The following is a 19,094-nucleotide window of genomic DNA, read 5'->3' as shown; positions in this document are numbered from 1 at the left end:
TCGACACCCTCCCCATACGACAACGTCGGCTCCCAAGACCACAACCAGGTCTTGGGAGCCGACGTCACGCACAGGCCCGAATTAACCAACAGCATCCGGAGGGAGCCGGACCTTACCGAGGCTGCGGGATCAGGCGGGGCGGATGTTCTCCGCCTGCGGGCCCTTCTGGCCCTGGGTGACGTCGAACTCGACCTTCTGGCCTTCCTGCAGCTCGCGGTAGCCCTGGCTGGCGATGTTGGAGTAGTGGGCGAAGACGTCGGGGCCGCCGCCCTCCTGCTCGATGAAGCCGAAGCCCTTCTCGCTGTTGAACCACTTGACTGTGCCCTTGGCCATGGCCGTCTCCTTCGAGGGAAAACCGGGCTCGCACCCTGCGTGCCCGGGAGGTGATCGCCCTGGTCCGGAGAGGCGCTGAACAGCAAGAACGCCCGTGATTGCGATCACGGGCGAACGGGACTTCGGAACCACGACTGCTGAATTACCACGCTATACCGGCGTAGCGGCAGCCGCTAGCGATAACACGGCAGCATCAGCACCCGCCCTGTCGGTGCACGCCTGGCATCGGCTGCCGCTGGGAGCCGCCGGAGTCGCACACGTCGATCCACAGTCGACTGTGGGTCAGGTCGGTGGAGGTGCCGCCGTCGGTGTGCTCACCGCAGAGCAGCGTCCAGGCTCCGAGCGGACACGCCGGCCTCGGCGGAGAAAGGGGGCCTCGACGAGTGCGTACGACAGCAGAGCCATAACGGTGGTCAGCATCACCGTGGCCGACATCTGTCCGTCCTTCACCCCGAGGGAGGCCAGGAGGCGGACGATGGGGTAGTGCCACAGGTAGATGCCGTAGCTGAGGTTGCGGCCCACCCAGGCCAGGGGTGCCAGGGACAGCGCTCGTGACAGCCGGGTATCCGGGCGCAGTTCGAGGCCCGTGACGAGTGTGGCGGACACTATTGCGACCGCCAGGAATCCGACGGTGTACCAGGCTGCGGTCCAGACGCCTTCGCCGGTGGCCGGCACCTTCCAGGCGGTCAGGAACAGCAGGCCGAGCGCCGGCCAGGCCAGTCGGCCGGCCCATCTGCGCAACATGGCCAGCCGTGGGTCGTCGGCGCGCAGCCGGGCCAGGTCGAGTAACCGCCGGGTCGGTTCACAGGTGCTCGGCGGCCGGCCCTGCGGGCTCCCGTCTGCCCACGCTGACCAGCCCGGCCTCGTAGGCGGCGATGACGGCCTGGACGCGGTCACGCAGTTGGAGTTTGGCGAGGATGCGGGAGACATGGGTTTTGACGGTCGTCTCGGCCAGGTGCAGGCGGTCGGCGACCTCGGCGTTACTCAGGCCCCGGGCTACCAGGCCCAGGACTTCGCGTTCGCGGGTGGTCAGGGAGGCGAGGTCGCGGTGGATGGCGGTGGTGTGGCCATCATGCTGTGTGAATCGCTCCACCAGGCGGCGGGTGACGGCTGGTGCGAGCAGTGCGTCTCCGGAGCGGACCGTGCGGACGGCGGAGATCAGCTGCTCGGGGGTCACGTCCTTGAGGAGGAAGCCGCTGGCCCCGGCGGACAGTGCCGCGTAGACGTACTGGTCGAGGTCGAAGGTGGTCAGGATGATCACGCGGGGTTCGCCCGGGGTGCCGTTGATGATGCGGCGCGTGGCCTTCAGTCCGTCCATCTCCGGCATCCGGACGTCCATCAGGACCACGTCGGGCCGGGTGCGGCGGACCGCGTCGACGGCTTCGGAGCCGTTGGTGGCCTCGGCGACCACCTCGATGCCGCCGGAGCGCAGGATCATCCGGAAACCGGTCCGGACGAGAGTCTGGTCGTCGGCGAGCACCGCGCGCAGCGGCGGCTCGGTCACGGTGCCTCCAGGGGGATGAGTGCCTCGACACGGTAGCCGCCGGTGAGGCGCCGGCCGGTGTGCAGGGTTCCGTCGTAGACGGAGAGGCGCTCGCGCAGGCCGAGCAGCCCGCGCCCGTTACCGGTGGCCGCCGCGGGGCCTGGATGGCCGCCGGTGTCGGCGACTTCCACCCGGAGCCGGTCGGGGGCGTACTCGACGCAGACGGTTGCCTGCGCCCCGGAGGCGTGTTTGACCGTGTTGGTCAGTGCCTCCTGGACCACGCGGTAGGCGGTGAGCCCGATGCCGTGCGGTATGGGGCGGGCCGCTCCGGTGATGTTCAGTTCGACCGGTAGGCCGGTGTCCCGGACTCGCTCGATGAGTGTTTCCAGCTGCTCCAGGCCCGGCTGAGGAGTCAGGCTCTCGGTACGGCTCGCATCCTGGTCGCCGCTGTCCATGGTGAGCAGGCCCATGACGTGGCGCAGTTCGGTCATGGCCGCCCGGCCGCTCGCCTCGACGGCGAGCAGTGCCCCGTCGGCCTCGTCGGGGACGGCTCGCATGACCCTGCGGGCGGCGCCGGCCTGGATGACCATGACGCTGACGTTGTGGGTGACGACGTCGTGCAGTTCCCGGGCGATCCTGGCGCGCTCCTCGACGACGGCGCGACGCAGCGCCTCCGCCTGCTCGCGTTCCACGGCGGCCAGCCGGGCGCGGCCCTCGTCGGTGCGTACCCGCCAGGTGCGCAGGCCGTTGGCGGCCATCGCCAGTGGCCCGAGGATCCACAGGACCACGTACTCGTTCGGGACGATGCCCGGCTGATACGGGTAGACGTGGGTGGTCGAGGTGCCCGACGTGTAGACCAGGAGGACCGCCGCCGGCACAGCCGCCAGGGTGGGGATCCTGTACGGGCTGTAGGCCGCGGCGCTGTAGACGGCGACGACAAGGGGGTAGAAGGTCAGCCGCGCAACGTCCTGCGGGGTCAGCAGCGCCAGGCAAGTCACCGTGCACAGCACGGCGAGCGGGTAACGGCGGCGCAGTACCAAGGCGCCGGAGGTGACGAGGGCCAGGGCGCTCAGCGCCACCCGGGCATCCGTTCCCGACGGTTCGATCGCCTCCCCCACACCGGGAAGGACCTCACGAATCTGATTGTCAGCGACATCGATGGCGTAGTAGACGGTGGCGACCGCGAAGGCCAGCGCCACGACCAGGTCGAACTGCCACCCGCGCCGGGTGAGGCGCGGTGCCGGCCCGGTCGGACGCAGCGCACGACGGGCTGCCTCTCGCAGCCGATCCACTGCTGTCGCCTCGTTCGTCACCGGCACATTCTCGCCGCCACCCCGCCCTCGTGGGATCCGTCCCGGAGATCACTTCCGGCGCACCGCCTACATCAGTCGCCTACTTCTCAGGGAGGACACCGCTAACCCCTCGTTCCGACGGAGGACCGCAAACGGCACGGGCGAAGGACGTGGCCGGACCCGGAGCCCGCCTAGCGTCCAGTGCGCCAGATGCGTGGACACAAGGAGCCCTTCATGACCCAGCCGGTGATCGAACTGCGCGACGTGAGCCGCAGATACGACGACGGGCCGCCCGCCCTGCAGGACACGTCGCTGACTGTGCGGTCCGGTGAGGCCGTCGCGATCCTGGGGCCGTCCGGCAGCGGCAAGTCCACGCTGCTCAACCTGATCGCGGGCCTGGACCGGCCGGACACGGGGACCGTCACGGTGGACGGCGTACGGGTCGACCAGCTGGGCGAGGCCGCGGCGGCTCGCTACCGGCGAGCCAAGATCGGCATGGTCTTCCAGTTCTTCAACCTGCTCGACGACCTGACCGTCGCCGACAACGTCGCGCTGCCCGCGCAGCTGACCGGCATGGCGAGCGGAGAGGCGCACCGTCGCGCGGCGGAACTCCTCGAAGCCCTCGGCATTGACCGGCATGCCCGCGCCTACCCGGGGCGGCTGTCCGGTGGTGAACGCCAGCGCGTCGCGGTGGCCAGGGCCTTGATGAACCGGCCGCCGCTGATCCTGGCCGACGAACCCACCGGCGCGCTCGACACGGCCGCCGGCCAGGATGTCAGCCGCCTTCTGAGGGATCTCAACGCCGAGGGTCAGACCCTGGTCGTGGTCACCCACGATCTCGCCCTGGCCCGTTCCTGCACAGACCGTACGGTGCGGATCGTGGACGGCCGGATCGCCGAGGACATCAGCGCGGAGGTGGCCCGATGAGCGCGCTGGGCCGGGTGGTGCGCTCGGGCGTGGGACGACGCCGGTTACAGACGCTGGTGATCGGCTTGACGGCGATGATGGCGGTCGCCGCGTCCGTCCTGGGAGGATCGCTGCTGGTGGTCTCCGGCGCGCCGTTCGACGACGCCTTCGCCCGTCGGCACGGCGCGCACCTGTCCGTCGAGTTCGACGCGGCCGGCACCAGCGCCGGGCAGGCCAAGGAGACCGGGCGCGCCGATGGGGTGATAGCCGCGGCAGGCCCGTTCCGCGCGGTGTCGGTCACCCCCCGCATCCACGAGGACGGGGATGAGTGGCCGATGACCGTCGTCGGCCGCGGCGATCCCGACGCAGCGGTCGACGACCTCACGCTGACCGCCGGCCGCTGGGCCACGCGCCCCGGCGAGATCGTGCTGAGCACCGACGCCTCGCTGTTCCCCACCCTCGGTCTCGAACTCACCTTCCCCCGCCTGCCCAGTGCCCCCACCTTGAAGGTGGTCGGCGCAGCCCGCTCGGTCACCCAGAGCGCCGACGCGTGGGTGACACCGGCCCAGGCCACCGGGCTCACCACGCCCGACCGCCCCGGCAGCTACCAGATGCTCTACCGCTTCACCGCCGCCGACACCGCCGCCCAGGTCGCGGCAGGCCGCAAGGCCGTGACGGCGGGGATCAAGACGGTGACGGGGACGCAGTCCTGGCTCACCGTCAGGGCTTCCGCCGAGCGAGACACCGCGCTGTACGTACCGTTCCTCCTCGCGTTCGGCGTCCTGGGCCTGGTCATGTCGGTGCTCATCGTGGGCAACGTGGTCGCCGGCACCGTGGGCACGGGACTGCGCCGGATCGGCGTCCTCAAGGCCATCGGCTTCACCCCGGCGCAGGTCGTACGGGCCTACGTGGGCCAGGCCCTGATCCCGGCGGCGGCCGGCACGGCACTCGGCGTCCTCGCGGGCCACCTACTGGCCGTGCCGGTCATGTCCGAGGCCGAGGACGTCTACGGCACCACCTCCCTGGCCGTCGCCCCCTGGGTCGACGCGGCCGTGATCGTCGGGGTGCTCGGCCTGGTCGCGGTGACCTCGTGGGCGAGCGCCTGGCGGGCCGGGCGGCTGCGCACGGTCGACGCGATCGCCGTGGGGCGTGCCGCGCGGACAGACCGCGGCCGGTGGGCGGCACGCCTGGCCGGACGGCTTCCCGTGTCCCGGCCGCTCGCCCTGGGGCTGACCCGCCCCTTCGCCCGCCCCGCCCGCGCCTTGAGCATGGGGACGGCCATCCTGTTCGGCGCCGCCGCCATCACGTTCACCGTCGGCATGGGGGCATCGCTCGGCGAAGTGACGAAGGCCAGGGCCCACGACGCCGCGGACGTCACCGTCTCCGCGCCCCTGCCCGGGCTCGGCCCCGACGGCCCGATCGCCACGGCGCAGTCTGAGCCCGATCCCGTAGCCGTGGCCGCCGTGATCGACGCCCAGCCCGCGACCCGGACCTACTACAGCACCGCCACAGCCCGGGCCACCGTCCCCGGCCTGGCCGGCACGACCGCGGTCGTCGCCTTCACCGGCGACGCCTCCTGGGGCGGCTACACCATGGTCTCCGGCCGCTGGATCGCCGAGCCCGGCGAGGCCGTGGTACCCACCGGCTTCCTCACCGCCACCGGTACGCGCATCGGGAACACGGTCAACTTGGGCGGCCTGGGCAAGGGGGTCTCGGTCCGGATCGTCGGCGAGGTCCTCGACCCTCGCTACGACGGCATGCAGGTGTTCACCGACGCCGCGACGCTCGCACCCGCGCACCCGGATCTGGCGGACACCACTCAGCACATCGCGGTGAGATCCGGTACCGACGTGCCCCGTTACGTTGACGCGCTCAACGAGGACCTGAAACCGCTGGGGGTTACCGCCCGGGCCGGTGGCGCCGAAGGCGGCAGCAGCATGGTCGTCACCCTGAACGCATTGTCCGCGCTTCTGACGCTGATGCTGGTCGCCGTCGCAGCGCTGGGTGTGCTCAACGCGGTGGTGCTCGACACCCGCGAACGCGTCCGGGAACTCGGCGTCCACAAAGCCCTGGGCATGACCCCTCGGCAGATGATCGCGATGGTCGTCACCTCCGTGGTCGTGACCGGCCTGGTCGGCGGCGCCTTGGGCGTGCCGCTCGGCGTCAGCCTGCACGGCTGGGTCATCCCCGCCATGGGCCACAGCGCCGGCCTCAACCTCCCCGAGTCCGTGCTCGCCGTCTACCACGCGGCCGAACTGGTCCTACTGGTCTTGGGCGGCCTGCTCATCGCCGTCCTGGGCGCGCTCCTGCCCGCAAGCTGGGCCGCCAGGATCCGCACCGCCACCGCCCTGCGGACCGAATAGGAAGGGAACAACAGCTGCAGCATGCAGGCGGTGGAGCAGAGTGATCTGACGGAGCGGGCGCGACTGGGGGAGGCTGCGCTGCAGCTGGCTCGCCGAGTAGGGGGGCGGCCAAGCGGAGCGCACGGCGCCGAACGGCGGTAGGCACGAGCGGCGGTCCCTGCGGACCGCCGCCTCCGATGCCGCCGCAATCTCAGGGACGCGAGGAAGGATCTTCCCGCTCGGCAGTCGCGCCCGGGACAACTCGCCCGGGACCGGACGGCGCAACGGACGAGTCCTGCTCCTTCAGCGCCTTGGCTTCGCTCTTGAAGATTCGGGCCGCTTTGCCTGCCGAACGCGTCAGCTCGGGCAGCTTCTTGATGCCAACGACCACGACGACGAGGAGAATCAGGGCCAGTTCACTCAAGCCGAACATCAGGTCTGCTCTCTCCCGGTGGCGGACAGCGGCCGATGCGGCGCATCGGCCCCAACACGGCAATCTACATCACTGTAGAAGTCTCTCCCGAGGGTGATCTTTCAACAAGCCCCGCTTCCGGCCTGGTTGGCCGAGAAGCAGAGCGGAGTGGCGCCGCCTCGAACGGGCACTCGTATGCCACCAACCAACTGAGGGGTGACATACGGCTCATGGAGATCTCAGGCGTCATCAGCGCGATCGTCATCGGCATCGTGATCGGTGTCCTGGGCCGGCTCGTCGTCCCCGGCCGCCAGCGCATCGGCATCCTGTGGACGATCGCGATCGGCATCGTCGCCGCGTTCATCGGGACCGGCATCGCCGCCGGCCTCGACGTCGCCGACACCAAGGGCGTCGACTGGGTCGAGTGGCTCATCCAGATCGCACTCGCCGCCCTCGGTGTCGCAGCAGTCAGCAAGGTGAAGGTGCGCCACTGACCGGCGCTCACAGCACCCGGACGAAACCCGGCAGCCGGCGCAGCCCGGCCGCGGCCAGGAAGGCCGCCGGCAGTGCGAGCGCGCTGACCGCCGCCCACGCGCCGGCGGCCGGCAGCCCGCGGCCGGACAGGTAGTACTGCAGCGTCACCACCAGCGGCAGATGAATGATGTAGACGGCGTACGAGTCTGCCGCCAGCTCCACCGACAGGCGGGTGCGGCGGGTCACCGTCTCGCGGAACAGGGTGAGCAGCCCGACGCACAAGGCCACGCACAGCGCACTCTCGCATGCCGCCCACAGTGCGGACGGGCCGTCGAAGCCGCCCGGCCCGAAACAGGCGGCGTCCGCGCCGATCGCGAACAGCAGCGCCACGCCGGCCAGTCCGCCGGCCAGCCACGCCCATCCGGTGCGGGTGTCGAACCGTTCCAGCCAGTGGTGGCGGTGGGCCAGCACCCCGAGGGTGAAGAAGGCGGCGTACTGGGGCAGGCGGGCGGGCTCGACCTGGAGGAAGTCCAGCACCGGCACCCAGGTGTCCAGGGGGTACCGCAGGCGCACCAGGAAGGTGGCGGCGGCGATCGCGGCGGTGAGGACGAGCAGGGCACGGTGACCCGGCACCGGCAGGCTCCGACCGCCGCGCGAGCGCACCAGCCGGGCCGCCTGGCGGCACACTACGTACAGCACGCTGTAGGCGAGCAGGTTCTGGATGAACCACAGATGCCCGAACTGCAGGTCCGGCCAGGACGGGCCGCTCCAGCCGGCGGGCTTGTCACCGAGTCCGAGGTAGATATCGGTGAAGTAGCGGGGAAGAGAGATCGGCGGATAGCCGCGGTAGTGCACGTAGTACGCGTACATCAGGCCCGGCACGATCGTCAGTGCGCCCACCAGCAGCGGCAGACCGAGGCGCAGCAGACGGCCGGTCAGGAAGCGGCGAGCGCCCCGGCGGTCGTAGGAGCCGGGCACGAAGACCGCGGAGACGAAGAAGAACAGGCTCATGAAGAACGCCCCGTCGACCGCCGACAGGGTCGAAAGGGCGCCGGTGCGCGGCTGACCCTCGACGTACCACCAGTCGGCGGGGCCGTAGGGCTGGGCCCCATGGTGGGCGACGACCAGGACGGTCAGGGCGATGCGGAGGTTGTCCAGCCAGGCGAGACGGGATAGCGGGGCAGAAGTGCGCGGCGGTGCGGTCCGCAGGCGAGAGGGAGTGTCCATGCGTTCATTCTTGTAAACAGGTGTACACCCTGCACTGGGGCTATCCCCCGTCCCCGGCCTCCAGCTGCCCGTAGTAACCCCGTAGTAGCAGCCGCTGGTTGGCCGCGCTGCGGCGGGCAAGCACCTCGGGCGCGAAGACCGGCTGGTCCAGGTTGGGTTGCATCACCCGTTCCAGCAGCAGTGGGCCGAGGATCAGGCACAGCATCTGGAACGGCGCCCATTCCTCGTCCGGGCCCTGCTCCCCGTACACCGCGGCCAGCCGCTCCAGCTCCGCGCGGGCACCGGCCAGCAGCCGACCGAAGAGGGCCGCGCTCGCTTCGCTGTCCTCAAGGAGGACCTGTCGCAGGTAGCCGCGCAGGATCGGGTCCGCACCGAAAACGCGGGCGGAGACCTCGCCGAGTGAGGCCATCAGGTTCTCGTCGGGGGTCAGGTCGCGCAGTTGCTCGCTGATGCGGTCCAGGACGTACGCGTCGACCGCGGCGCGCAGGCCCTGCTTGGAGCCGAAGTGCCGGGTGACAAGCGCTGGCGAGAGTCCGGCCGCCGCCGCCACCGCTCGGGTCGATGTCGCCTCGAAGCCGCGCTCGGCGAACAACTCCAGCGCCGCCTCGCGCAGCCGTGCCCGCCCGGTCAGATCACTCTTCGCCACCGCCCGCATGGCGGCAGCGTAACCGCCCTGGCCTGCGGCACACCGCGTACGAGGTCAGCGACGGGCCTTGGCCCTATCCATCGCCGCCACGCCGAACGCAGCCAGCCCAACCTGGATGGCCAGCTCGATCCAGTCGATGCCCTTGGTGTCGGCCACATCGAACGCGGCGGCCACGCCCGTGCCCACGAACGCCGCGGCGACGCCCACGAGGATCGTCCAGAGGACGCCGATGCGCTGACGTCCGGGTACGACGAGCCGACCCAGGACGCCGACGATGATGCCGATCACGATGGCGCTGATGATGCCGGAGATCTCCATGACAGCCTCTCGTCGCCGAGTTCCTCACCTCAAGGTTTGCCCCGGCGCAGACGGCACACTCGCTTCCGCTTCGCGCGGACTGAGCATGAAGGAGGCGTGCGAGGTTCATACAAGGCCGCACCAGGACACGCGGCTGATCAACCATGTGCGAGAAGCCCGCGCACGGCGGTTCCGCTGTGCGAGAAGCCGGCGCGCAGCGGAACGGCCTTCCTGCAAGCCGCCCCACGCGGCGGCGGAAACCTCCACGTATTAGGTGCCGCTCGCCGTGTCGCGCGCCCGGACAGCGGCCACGCCCTTGTCAACGCCGCACTGCTCGGCGTTGACAAGGATCAGATCAAACGCGCTGGGGGCGCCACCATGCCTTCCGTGTCTCGCAGCGCGCGCGGCCCGCTTGTCCCCCGTTTCGGCTTCCCGCGCGAGCGCAGACCGGTCGGCGGAGACGTATGCGAATTCCCGGGCGACGAAATAGCCGATGCCGGCGGTGAGAACGAACAGGGCCAGAAGGCCCAGCCAGACGCTTGCGGCACAGCAATTCGCCGCCTACGGCCTCGACGCCCAGGCGGCTGCCGCGCTCCGCCGACAGTTCCACGACTGGCAACGGCAACTCACCCAGGCTGAGCCTGATCAACATCCTTCCTGGCAGCGCCGCATTGATCCTGCGAAGGTCGGTGACTGCCGTCAGCCCCGAACGGGCTGACGGCATCGGGTAACGGCGCGTCAGTTCTTGACCATTACGGTGGCAAGGGCTGACAGCGCGGAGTTGACCTGGGCTGCGTCGAAGGCCGCCGGGTCGAACTGGTCGGCCGAGTCCAGGCCGAGCCATTCCAGACGGTCTTCATGTTCTTCGTGGCGGGGGTCGGCAAGGATCTCGATGAGGTACTCGTATCCCCACACGCCGCCGCTGTCCTCGGGCGGGCAGGCCCGGCGGCCGGTGAGGCAGCGAGGGTACGAGGTGCCCGGCTCAGGCCCCGTGACGTCCTCGACGAGGATGTCGTGTTCCCAGTCGTCGCCGAAGTCGTACGTGTAGCGGAGCCGGTTGCCGGTGCTGGGGGCCACCTGGTCGAGCCGCTTGGAAGCGGCACTGCGGATACCCAGGCCGCGGTCGGCGACGCCGTACCGGTCCTGTCCGGTCTCGAAAGCCCACATGTGATAGTCCTCCCAGCCGAATGCCGCCTGGATGATGTCGTGCAGCTCCCGCAAGGTGCTGCCCGAGGGCACCTCCAGGCGGCGCCAGATAGGAGGCTGGGAGTCCCGCAAGGCGACCTTGATCTTGTGGACGGTCCGAGCTGGCGCCGTCTGTGCGCTCGGCTTCACGCGCCGGGTGTTCGCCATGGCGGCCATCCTTCCACCGCGACAACGCTGATCACCGATCCCAGGCTCGTTCGGCACGGTCGTGGCGCCCACGTGCGCAAGACACGGGCGGAACAAAAGCCCCAAACAAGGCTGCGGGCAGATCCAGTTGAAGCCATCAGGGGCCACGTCAATGAAGTACGTTTCGCGTCAACTATCAACAGATTTCGGAAAGCTCGCGCACCACCTCGGAGTTGTTCCGGTACTTTCCGTAAGCACCCATGTCGGCAGCTGGCTCAGCAGGGGACGCGTGAGCAAGGACAGCAACGACCGAGGCCGACCGCGCCTGTTGATCTCCGTCTTCGACGACGATCCCTTGAGGGCGCGCAGCGACGCCCGCGAACTGCTGACCCAGGTGTCAGAGGCCGACCCGACGGCCTCCCTGCGCTGCCCGCAACCGGCCCCTCTTCGAGCACCGACAAAGGCGGCGACGTCGTGGGGGTCGTCGGTCTGGCCCTGAGTGCCGGCTCGCTCGCGGCAGCCTGCATTCAGGTGTGGCTGGCCAAGGTACCTCAGCGCACCATCGTTGCGACCCGGCCGGACGGGGCCACCATACGCATCACCGGCCGCGAGGCCCGCGAGGACGATGAGCGCCTCGAACGGTTCCTGACCAACGGCTCCTTACCGGCAAACGGAGACACGGCCGACGGTGCACCGAGCCGGGACAACCCCACCACGGCAGGCTGACCGAGGGTGCGCGCGATCTCCCGGCGCAGCTCCAGACTGAACCTGTGCCAGAGCTGACCGGCGTACGCCTGCCAGAGCACTGACTCCCGGCCCCAGATCGGAGCCGACCCGCTGGCCGGCCACGACGAGGAACACCCCGAGCGCCGCGCCGAGTTGGGCCGGCCGGATCAGCGCCGTACCTGCCGCCTGTGCCTCGTCCTTCTCATTCCGGCTCGCGACGAGGAACAGTTCTGCGATCTCGTCAACGATTACGACGACGGGAACCGCCCGTTGCTTCTCGGGCAGGCCCCAGATATTGCGTACGCGAGCCGCCCGACAGACGGTCATGCGGTCGAGCGTCAGGTCTACGAGCGCCGCCAGGAGCCTGACCGCCTGTTCGCGGTTGGTCGCCGGCGCGGACAACCGTGGCTCGTGGAGCGACAGTTCCATGCCGCCCTTGCAGTCGATCCCGACCAGCGCGACCGGTTGCGGAGCCGGGCCCGCAACGAGTGCGTTGATCAGCGTCGACTTGCCGGAGCGTGTGGCACCGACGATCAGCCAGTGCGGCACGCGGCGAAGGTCGACCACCCATGCGGCACCGGTCTCCAGTGCACCCGCCGCGACCCGGAGCAGATGACCGGGCCCGCGTTGCTTCGGCAGCCGAGGAGCCGCCAACGGATCCGTCACCGATGCAGCGATCCGCACGGTTCCCGGCTTCCAGGAGGTCACCCGCACCGCGTGGACCTGCCAGTCCTTCCGCCATGGCGGGCGCCGCCTTGACGAAGTCCTCCGGCACCTGGCCCGGCAACAGCAGCCGACCGCGTAGCCCCGTCCCGGAAGTCTGGAGGCCTGTGATACCGGGACCGGTCCCGACTGGGTCTGAGTACATTGCGCCAATGGCCGATGTGGCGCGCAAGGTGGAGCAGGGTATGACTCGTAGGCAGGTCAAGCGCCTACTTGGAAAGCCCGAGAAAACGATCAAAGACAAGGAGTCGCGGGGCTTGTACTCGGGTGGTGCCGTTAGCCTCGAAGGCCTGCGTCTGCTGGGCCGGCGACAGCGCCGGGTCCCGATTTGGATGTATGTCGACACTCCGCAGGCGGGGCTAAGAACGTATGTCCGCTTCCGGCAAGGGCGGGTCATCGAGGTGGAGACCGTCAGCCCGAGGGCCGACTAGGCGGTCTGGGGTCCCGGAGGGCACCGGCGCCCTGCGCCGACTTCGGCAGCGGGCGTGCCGCCCGGTCCTCGACGGACCGTGGCGGTCGCCCGCGCAAGGACCCATCCGCACGGTCCACGAGGCCGGCCCGGGTGCGCGGCGGCAGCGTCAGGTGGTGAGTGCGGTGCGCAGGGCGTTGGCCATCAGTTCTATGGCCTCCTTGCCGGCCGGCACCGGGCCGGTATGTGTGAAGTAGTGGTCGACCCCCTCGAAGACGCGGTGGGTGACTGGGACGCCTGCGGCGTCCAGGGCCTTGGCGTAGGCGTCGCCCTCATTCCGCAGGCGGTCGTTCTCCGCGGTGATGACCAGGGCGGGCGGGAGCCCGGGAAGGTCGTCGGCCAGACCGGGAGAGACGAGGGGATGGGCGCGGTCGGCCGGATCCGGGACATAGGCGGCGGTGAAGACCCGCATGAGGTGGGGGGTGAGCAGCGGCTTGGCGATGGGGGAAAGCTTGGTGGCGGGGTCGGCGAGCTGGTCGAGCGGTGCGGAGTCGAGGATTTGGAGCCGGGGCGAGAAGGTGCCGCGGTCTCGGGCCGTGCGACAGACCGCGGCGGTGAGGTTGGCCCCGGCGCTGTGTCCGCCGACGGCGAGTCGCGAGCCGTCCCAGTTGTTGGCGGGGCCGTTCTCGGCGACCCACGCGGTGACGTCGTATGCCTGGGTGACGGGTGCGGGGTACGGCCGCTGCGGGGCGACGGCGTAGTCCACGTTGATCACGACGCAGCCGGCCGTGGCGGCTATGTAGCGGCAGATGTGGTCGTCCTGCTCGGGGCGGCCGACGATGAAGCCGCCGCCGTGGAAGTTGACGTACACGGGGGCGGGGGTGTCGGTGGCCGGCGGGCGGTAGACGGTGCAGGTCACCGGTCCGGCACCGGTCTCCACCCGGAGGGATTCGGTGCGTTTCGGGAGGTCGGTGAAACGCAGGTCCTTGTGCACGCGGGCCATCATGCCGCCGAGCAGCAGCTGGATCCCTCTGGCCTGGATTCTGGGACTGATGGGCATGGTCCGGTCCGCCTATCGCTACAAGTTTGAAATAACAGGATTCCTGATGATGGACGCTGATCTCGCGTCGCGCAACAGTGAGCTCGCTGTCTCCCGAACGGGAGTACTGGGTGACGGGCACGTCCCCGGGCCACTGCTGATCATCGCGATCGCCGGCTCCTGCAGCTTGGTGATCGCGTCGCGGCCACCACCGCCCCGGTCGGCCTGTGAGCCCTTGCTCTCAGGGCCGACGTCAACTGTCGGGCGAAGTACGGCAGTTGACGGGGCTGGTGCCGTACCGTGCTTTGAACGCCCGGGAGAAGTGTGACGGGTCCTTGAAGCCGACGCGCAGGGCGATGCCGGCGACCGTCGGGGCGGCCTGGCCGGGCCGCCTCAGCAGCATGGTGCGGGCCCGGTCGAGTCGCCGGCCGTAGAGCCAGGTCCGGGGCGTGGTCCCCGCTTCCCGGAAGAGCCGGTGGAGATAGCGCAGGGAGAAACCGAGGGCGTGACCGACGGCAAGCAGGGTGAGTCCGGCCCGCCGACGCCCCATCAGGGGCATCCAACAGCGAACTCCTCCGCAGTCGGCTCTCCGGCGGCGCGGCAGCCCTCCTGGCGAGCCTTCGCGTGGACGGAAAGCAGAGATCGGCGCCGTTTCGATGAGCACCTCGGGGTCACGTCCGCCAGTGCAGGGCTGCGATGGAGTACGGACCCTGTACGCTCGCCTGCCCACCCGCCCGGGCGAGAGGCGAGGGCCAACTGACGGCTCGCTTCCGGAGCGTCGGGTGCCGGCACGCGTGCCGGGCTCCGCATGGCGTATGCCGCTGGGGGTGGCGTACCCCTTGACTTCACCCCGGTTCCCGCGTCACATTCCTGACTCTGCATCAGAAACGGGGCGTCCGGGCCCCTCGTGTCCCGGGCAGCACAGCACGGCCTCCCTTTCCCTGACCAGACTGGAGAGACCTGCCATGTCCACCCACGCTGATCCCGTCAGACGGACGTCGTTCTCCGCACCTTCGCGCCGCCGTGTGATCGGTGCCGCCGGCGCCGGCCTCGCCCTCGCCGGCGGGCTGCCGTATCCCGACGGCCCTCACGCCGACGCCGCCGACCTGCCCCTCCTCGGCACCTACGACGTCGTGGTCATCGGCTCCGGAGCCGCCGGTATGACGGCCGCGCTCACCGCCGCCAAGCAGGGTCTGACCTGCGTCGTCGTGGAGAAGGCGGCCACCTTCGGCGGCTCGGCGGCCCGTTCCGGCGCGGGCATCTGGATCCCGAACAACTCGGTCATCCTGGCCGCCGGGGTGCCCGACACCCCGGCGAAGGCCGCCACCTACCTCGCGGCCGTGGTCGGCGACGACGTCCCGGTCGACCGGCAGATGGCCTTCCTCGGCCATGGGCCCGCCATGCTCTCCTTCGTCATGGCCAACAGCCCGCTGCGCTTCAGGTGGATGGAGGGCTACAGCGACTACTACCCGGAGTTGCCCGGCGGGCTGGCGCAGGGCCGTTCCATCGAGCCCGACCAACTCGACGGGAACATCCTGGGTGCGGAGCTGGCCCGTCTGAACCCGTCGTACATGACGGTCCCGGCCGGCATGGTCGTCTTCAGTGCCGACTACAAGTGGCTCGTCCTTTCCGCGGTCAGCGCGAAGGGGCTCGCCGTGGCCACCCAGTGCCTGGCCCGGGGGACGAAAGCGGCGCTGCTGGGCCAGAAGCCACTCACCATGGGGCAGTCGCTGGCGGCGGGGCTGCGCGCCGGGCTGCTCACGGCCGACGTGCCCGTGTGGCTGAACACGCCGCTGACCGATCTGCACAGGGAGAACGGCGCCGTCACCGGCGCTGTCGTCACCAGGAACGGCGCACCCGGACTGCTGCGCGCCCGCCGGGGCGTCATCGTCGGCTCGGGCGGCTTCGAGCACAACGCGGCCATGCGCGAGCGGTACCAGGAGCAGCCGATCGGCACCCAGTGGACGGTCGGCGCCAAGGAGAACACCGGCGACGGCATCCGGGCCGGTGAACGGGCAGGCGCGGCGCTGGAATTGATGGACGACGCGTGGTGGGGTCCGGCGATCCCGCTCCCCGACCAGCCGTACTTCTGCCTCGCCGAACGCACCCTGCCCGGCGGGCTCCTCGTCAACGCGGCCGGAGCGCGCTTCGTCAACGAGGCGGCGCCGTACAGCGATGTCGTCCACACCATGTACGACCGCGACACCCCGAACGCCCCGCACATCCCCGCCTGGCTGATCGTCGACCAGAACTACCGCAACCGCTACCTCTTCAAGGACGTCGCACCGACCTTCGTGTTCCCCGACTCCTGGTACGAGTCGGGCGCCGTCCACAAGGCGTGGACACTGGACTCGCTGGCCGTCTCCATCGGCGTACCCGCGGCTGCTCTGCGCACCACCGTCGACCGCTTCAACTCCCTTGCCAGGAGCGGCGACGACACCGACTTCGGGCGCGGCGACAGCGCGTACGACCACTACTACACGGACCCCTCGGTCCGCCCCAACTCCGGCCTGGCACCGCTGTGGCTGGCCCCCTACTACGCCTTCCGGATCGTTCCGGGCGACCTCGGCACCAAGGGCGGCCTGCTCACCGACGCCCGGGCGCGGGTGCTCCGCCCGGACGGCTCGGTGATCCCCGGGCTGTACGCGGCGGGCAACGCCAGCGCCGCCGTCATGGGCCGCAGTTATGCGGGCGCGGGCTCGACGATCGGACCCGCGATGACGTTCGGGTACATCGCGGCACGGGACATCGCGGCGCAGAGGTGAGTCGTCAACCGCTTCAGGTGCCTTCTCCAGCCTCTGATCGGGGAGGCGTCCGGCGCGTATAGGGCCTCGACCGCGTGCGCGATCGCGTTCACGCCGCACGCGCGTCGATCCCCGGCGGACGCCGTCGCACTGCCACGTCAACGTCGTACTCCGACGCTCCATGAAGCAGCCACCGGACCACGGCCGCCATGGCCGTCGTGGAGTTCGCCGCCGAGACCGGAATCGACAACACCCCGGCGCAGCCGGCCGTGTACCGGCTGGTCGCGGACTTCGCCCCCGTCGCCGACGAGAACCTGGACTTCTCCCTCGTACGCGTCGAGGCCGGGCCGGACGGTCGCCCGCCGGGAGCACGGTTCGGCTGGAACCGGCTCATCGGGGCGCAGGGAAAGCTGGTGATCGGCGAGTCCGTCAACATCGTGGGGCACCCGAGCGGGCGCCTCAAGGAGATCTCCATCCGCCGCAACGAACTGCAGGTACAGCTGGAGGACTTCTTGCAGTACCTGACGGACACCGAGCCGGGGAATTCCGGTTCTTCCGTGTTCAACGACCAGTGGGAAGTCGTGGCACTGCATCATGCCGGTGTTCCTCGCACGGATGCCCAGGGCAGGTTGCTGCGGCGCGACGGCACCCTCGTACAGCCGGGCGACCCGGACGACGCGGTGGACTGGGCCGCCAACGAAGGTGCCCGGGTCAGCCGCATCGTGGCGCACCTGCGCGCCTCGCTGGGCGGGACAGCACGGGAGCAGGTGCTCGACGACCTGGGTCTGCTCTCCGCCACCGCACCTACGGCGCTGTCCGCCACCGAAGCACTGACCGCGGGAACCACCGCGGCGGCTTCCCCGCGGCGCGGGCTCCGGGGTCGTACAGGAGCGTTCGCGGGGCGCGGCACCCTGCTGTTCCTGCACGGGCGGGGCCAGGAGAAGGCGGACCCGGAGCGGATGCGTCGGTCCTGGACGGCGGGGCTCAACCGGGGGCTCACCCTCGCGGGTCTGCCGACGGTGGATCCGGTCGACGTATGTTTCCCGTTCTACGGCAACCGCATGGCTGGTACGGCGGGCCGCGAGGCACTGCTCGGTGACGCGTCGGTGCCAGGGTTCGCCTCGGCCGCGCCGCCCGTCGATCCCACGGCCCGGGTGCTCTACGAGCGGATGGTCCGGGAGGCCGCGGTCAAGGCGGGTATGCCTGAGGAACTGCTCACGGCGGATGAGGGTTTCAGCCTGCCGGGCCGTGCGTCCGGGGCGCTGCGGCGCTCGTTGGACTGGCTGGCCGCACGCACGGATCTGGATGCCTTCTTCGTGTCGGCCGTTCTGGGGGACGTGGCCCGCTATCTCGACAACCGGGCGGTCCGGCAGGCGGTGCTCGACGCCGTGTGCGAGAGCGTGCCCGACTCGGGCGGGCTGACCATCGTCGCGCACAGTCTGGGAAGTGTCGTGGCCATGGATCTGCTGACGCAGTTGGGCAGTGCACTCGATGTTCGGCTTCTCGTCACGGCCGGCAGTCCGCTCGGTCTCGACACCGTGTACGAACGGCTGCTCGCCCCGCAACTGCGTCGCCCTCGTCAGCTGTTCCAGACGCCCTGCCGGGCCGCGGCCTTGGCGTAGTCGGCGAACTCCGCTCGCTGTTCCTCCGCGTGAGGCTCGGACGAGGACCTGACGTCCGGGCAGACGATGCGTTCGGGGATGGGCAGGCTCAGCGGCCCGCCCGCCGTCCTCCGCCTCGAATCCCACCTGCCGATGAAGACGATCAGGGCCGGCCCCTGACCTGCTTGGCCAGGGAGCCGGCGTCGGCCTTGACGACGTACACCTCCCACCCTGGTCGAGGGCCTGATCGAGGAGATCGCCCCGGAGAAGACGGCAAGAGCGGCGGCAAGACCGACCACCCTGTCCGCCCTGTCCGCCCGTCAGGAGTGGGTGACCTTGATGGCGGAGATGCGGACCTCGCCGTGGTTCCCCTTGTCGCACGGGTCGGAGTTGTCGCAGTTGGCCTGGGTGTAGGCGCCTGCCTTGAAGTAGTTGGTGTCTCCGTCGTGCTCGATCGTGGTCTCCAGCTCGCCGTTGTAGTACACGTCGATTTTCCCGTCCTTCGCCACGAACTTGGCCTCGAACTCGGTGCCCGGTTCGTAGTCGTCGGTGACGAGGTGGTGGTGGCGGTCGTCGCCCTCGGTCACGTAGAGCTTGCTGCCTTCGAGACGGAAGACCGTGACGTCGTCGTCCCCGCCGTGGACCTGGGCGCCGACGAGGTGCGGCTTCTCCTCGGGCAGTTCCATGAACGCCTCGGTGACCACAAGCGTGTGCGTGCCGTCCGTGGTGGACCACTCGGCCTCGTCCTCGCCGCCGTTCGTCATCTCCCGCAGCTCGGCGCGCGGGTAGCTGGAGCCTCCGGTCGTCACACCGTTGACGGCGGCCCGGAACCTGACCGCGTCACAGGCGGCGTCGGACCGGAACCAGGGATCTGTGGAGAAGGTCGCCAGCTCGGGCTGGGTGATCTCGGTGGGGTCCTCGTCCTCGCCGGTGGGCAGGGTCAGCTTCCAGTTCGTCAGGTCGAGGACCTCCGACGGGTACGCGCACCGGGCGGCCGCCGGCTTGTACGAGGGCGGGGTGTCGGCCTGCGCGGACAGCGTGAGCGCTGCGGTCGAGACTGCCGCGGTGATGCCCGCCAGTACGAGGGTCCGGGTGCTGGGCATGGAGG

At 70.1% G+C, this 19,094-nt stretch carries 19 protein-coding genes; 6 read left to right on the top strand and 13 right to left on the bottom strand.

Translation table 11 applies throughout. From position 1 onward, the window contains the following. Positions 1-129: 129 nt before the first annotated feature. From ABD357_RS12375 to ABD357_RS12360, 4 genes are all read right to left on the bottom strand, one after another. Entirely contained in the window at positions 130-333 is a 204-nt protein-coding gene (locus tag ABD357_RS12375; RefSeq protein ID WP_014670069.1) for a cold-shock protein, read from the bottom strand. Between the two features lie 282 nt (positions 334-615). Beyond that, positions 616-1,077: an acyltransferase family protein gene (locus ABD357_RS12370; RefSeq protein ID WP_344389758.1), complete on the bottom strand. Its 462-nt coding sequence runs from the start codon at positions 1,075-1,077 to the stop codon at positions 616-618. 58 nt (positions 1,078-1,135) lie between these two features. Further along, positions 1,136-1,837 (bottom strand): response regulator, encoded by a 702-nt coding sequence (locus tag ABD357_RS12365; RefSeq protein WP_344389757.1) that lies wholly within the window; start codon positions 1,835-1,837, stop codon positions 1,136-1,138. Next, positions 1,834-3,129 (bottom strand): sensor histidine kinase, encoded by a 1,296-nt coding sequence (locus ABD357_RS12360; RefSeq protein ID WP_344389756.1) that lies wholly within the window; start codon positions 3,127-3,129, stop codon positions 1,834-1,836. The genes ABD357_RS12365 and ABD357_RS12360 overlap by 4 nt, the downstream gene beginning before the upstream one ends. Positions 3,130-3,342: 213 nt before the next feature. Between ABD357_RS12360 and ABD357_RS12355 the strand changes: the two genes are divergently transcribed. Further along, the gene (locus ABD357_RS12355; protein WP_344389755.1) at positions 3,343-4,035 is read left to right on the top strand and encodes an ABC transporter ATP-binding protein; all 693 of its coding nucleotides are present in this window, start codon (positions 3,343-3,345) and stop codon (positions 4,033-4,035) included. After that, a complete protein-coding gene (locus ABD357_RS12350) occupies positions 4,032-6,377 on the top strand; it encodes an ABC transporter permease (protein ID WP_344389754.1) in 2,346 nt (781 codons plus the stop codon). Before ABD357_RS12355 ends, ABD357_RS12350 begins: the two co-directional genes overlap by 4 nt. Positions 6,378-6,567: 190 nt before the next feature. On the opposite strand, the gene ABD357_RS12345 is transcribed toward ABD357_RS12350, so the two are convergent. After that, on the bottom strand, positions 6,568-6,789 hold the full coding sequence (locus tag ABD357_RS12345) for a twin-arginine translocase TatA/TatE family subunit (RefSeq protein ID WP_344389753.1): 222 nt from the start codon (positions 6,787-6,789) through the stop codon (positions 6,568-6,570). Positions 6,790-6,998: 209 nt separating this feature from the next. On the opposite strand from ABD357_RS12345, the gene ABD357_RS12340 reads away from it, so the two are divergent. Beyond that, positions 6,999-7,262, top strand: a complete 264-nt coding sequence (locus ABD357_RS12340) for a GlsB/YeaQ/YmgE family stress response membrane protein (RefSeq protein WP_344389752.1) — start codon at positions 6,999-7,001, stop codon at positions 7,260-7,262. Between the two features lie 7 nt (positions 7,263-7,269). Here the strand turns inward: ABD357_RS12340 and ABD357_RS12335 are convergent, their stop codons facing one another. From ABD357_RS12335 to ABD357_RS12320, 4 genes are all read right to left on the bottom strand, one after another. Further along, positions 7,270-8,469, bottom strand: coding sequence for an acyltransferase family protein (locus ABD357_RS12335; protein ID WP_344389751.1), 1,200 nt, complete (start codon positions 8,467-8,469; stop codon positions 7,270-7,272). A 40-nt stretch (positions 8,470-8,509) separates the two neighbouring features. Further along, on the bottom strand, positions 8,510-9,124 hold the full coding sequence (locus tag ABD357_RS12330; protein ID WP_344389750.1) for a TetR/AcrR family transcriptional regulator: 615 nt from the start codon (positions 9,122-9,124) through the stop codon (positions 8,510-8,512). A gap of 45 nt (positions 9,125-9,169) precedes the next feature. Beyond that, a complete protein-coding gene (locus ABD357_RS12325) occupies positions 9,170-9,433 on the bottom strand; it encodes a GlsB/YeaQ/YmgE family stress response membrane protein (RefSeq protein ID WP_344389749.1) in 264 nt (87 codons plus the stop codon). A gap of 717 nt (positions 9,434-10,150) precedes the next feature. Continuing rightward, entirely contained in the window at positions 10,151-10,765 is a 615-nt protein-coding gene (locus ABD357_RS12320; protein ID WP_344389748.1) for a plasmid pRiA4b ORF-3 family protein, read from the bottom strand. Between the two features lie 268 nt (positions 10,766-11,033). Between ABD357_RS12320 and ABD357_RS12315 the strand changes: the two genes are divergently transcribed. After that, positions 11,034-11,243 carry a hypothetical protein gene (locus ABD357_RS12315; protein ID WP_344389768.1) on the top strand — a complete coding sequence of 70 codons (210 nt, stop codon included), beginning with the start codon at positions 11,034-11,036 and terminating at the stop codon, positions 11,241-11,243. Positions 11,244-11,404: 161 nt separating this feature from the next. Here the strand turns inward: ABD357_RS12315 and ABD357_RS12305 are convergent, their stop codons facing one another. From ABD357_RS12305 to ABD357_RS12295, 3 genes are all read right to left on the bottom strand, one after another. Continuing rightward, complete coding sequence (locus ABD357_RS12305) at positions 11,405-12,178, bottom strand: FtsK/SpoIIIE domain-containing protein (protein ID WP_425584827.1); 774 nt, start codon at positions 12,176-12,178, stop codon at positions 11,405-11,407. 593 nt (positions 12,179-12,771) lie between these two features. Further along, complete coding sequence (locus ABD357_RS12300; protein ID WP_344389747.1) at positions 12,772-13,662, bottom strand: alpha/beta hydrolase; 891 nt, start codon at positions 13,660-13,662, stop codon at positions 12,772-12,774. A gap of 232 nt (positions 13,663-13,894) precedes the next feature. Next, a complete protein-coding gene (locus ABD357_RS12295) occupies positions 13,895-14,200 on the bottom strand; it encodes a helix-turn-helix transcriptional regulator (protein WP_344389746.1) in 306 nt (101 codons plus the stop codon). A 406-nt stretch (positions 14,201-14,606) separates the two neighbouring features. Between ABD357_RS12295 and kstD the strand changes: the two genes are divergently transcribed. Together kstD and ABD357_RS12285 are read left to right on the top strand one after the other, a co-directional pair. Then, positions 14,607-16,406 (top strand): 3-oxosteroid 1-dehydrogenase, encoded by a 1,800-nt coding sequence (gene kstD, locus ABD357_RS12290; protein ID WP_344389745.1) that lies wholly within the window; start codon positions 14,607-14,609, stop codon positions 16,404-16,406. 188 nt (positions 16,407-16,594) lie between these two features. Further along, entirely contained in the window at positions 16,595-18,007 is a 1,413-nt protein-coding gene (locus ABD357_RS12285; protein WP_344389744.1) for a trypsin-like serine peptidase, read from the top strand. A gap of 299 nt (positions 18,008-18,306) precedes the next feature. Here the strand turns inward: ABD357_RS12285 and ABD357_RS12280 are convergent, their stop codons facing one another. Next, complete coding sequence (locus tag ABD357_RS12280) at positions 18,307-19,089, bottom strand: polysaccharide lyase family 7 protein (protein ID WP_344389742.1); 783 nt, start codon at positions 19,087-19,089, stop codon at positions 18,307-18,309. Between the last annotated feature and the right edge of the window lie 5 nt (positions 19,090-19,094).

Origin of the sequence: Streptomyces vastus (assembly GCF_039532825.1) — a bacterium.
Taxonomy (GTDB): Bacteria; Actinomycetota; Actinomycetes; order Streptomycetales; family Streptomycetaceae; genus Streptomyces; species Streptomyces vastus.
The sequence above is the reverse complement of the archived record's forward strand: the minus strand, read 5'-3'. Positions and strand labels throughout refer to the sequence as shown.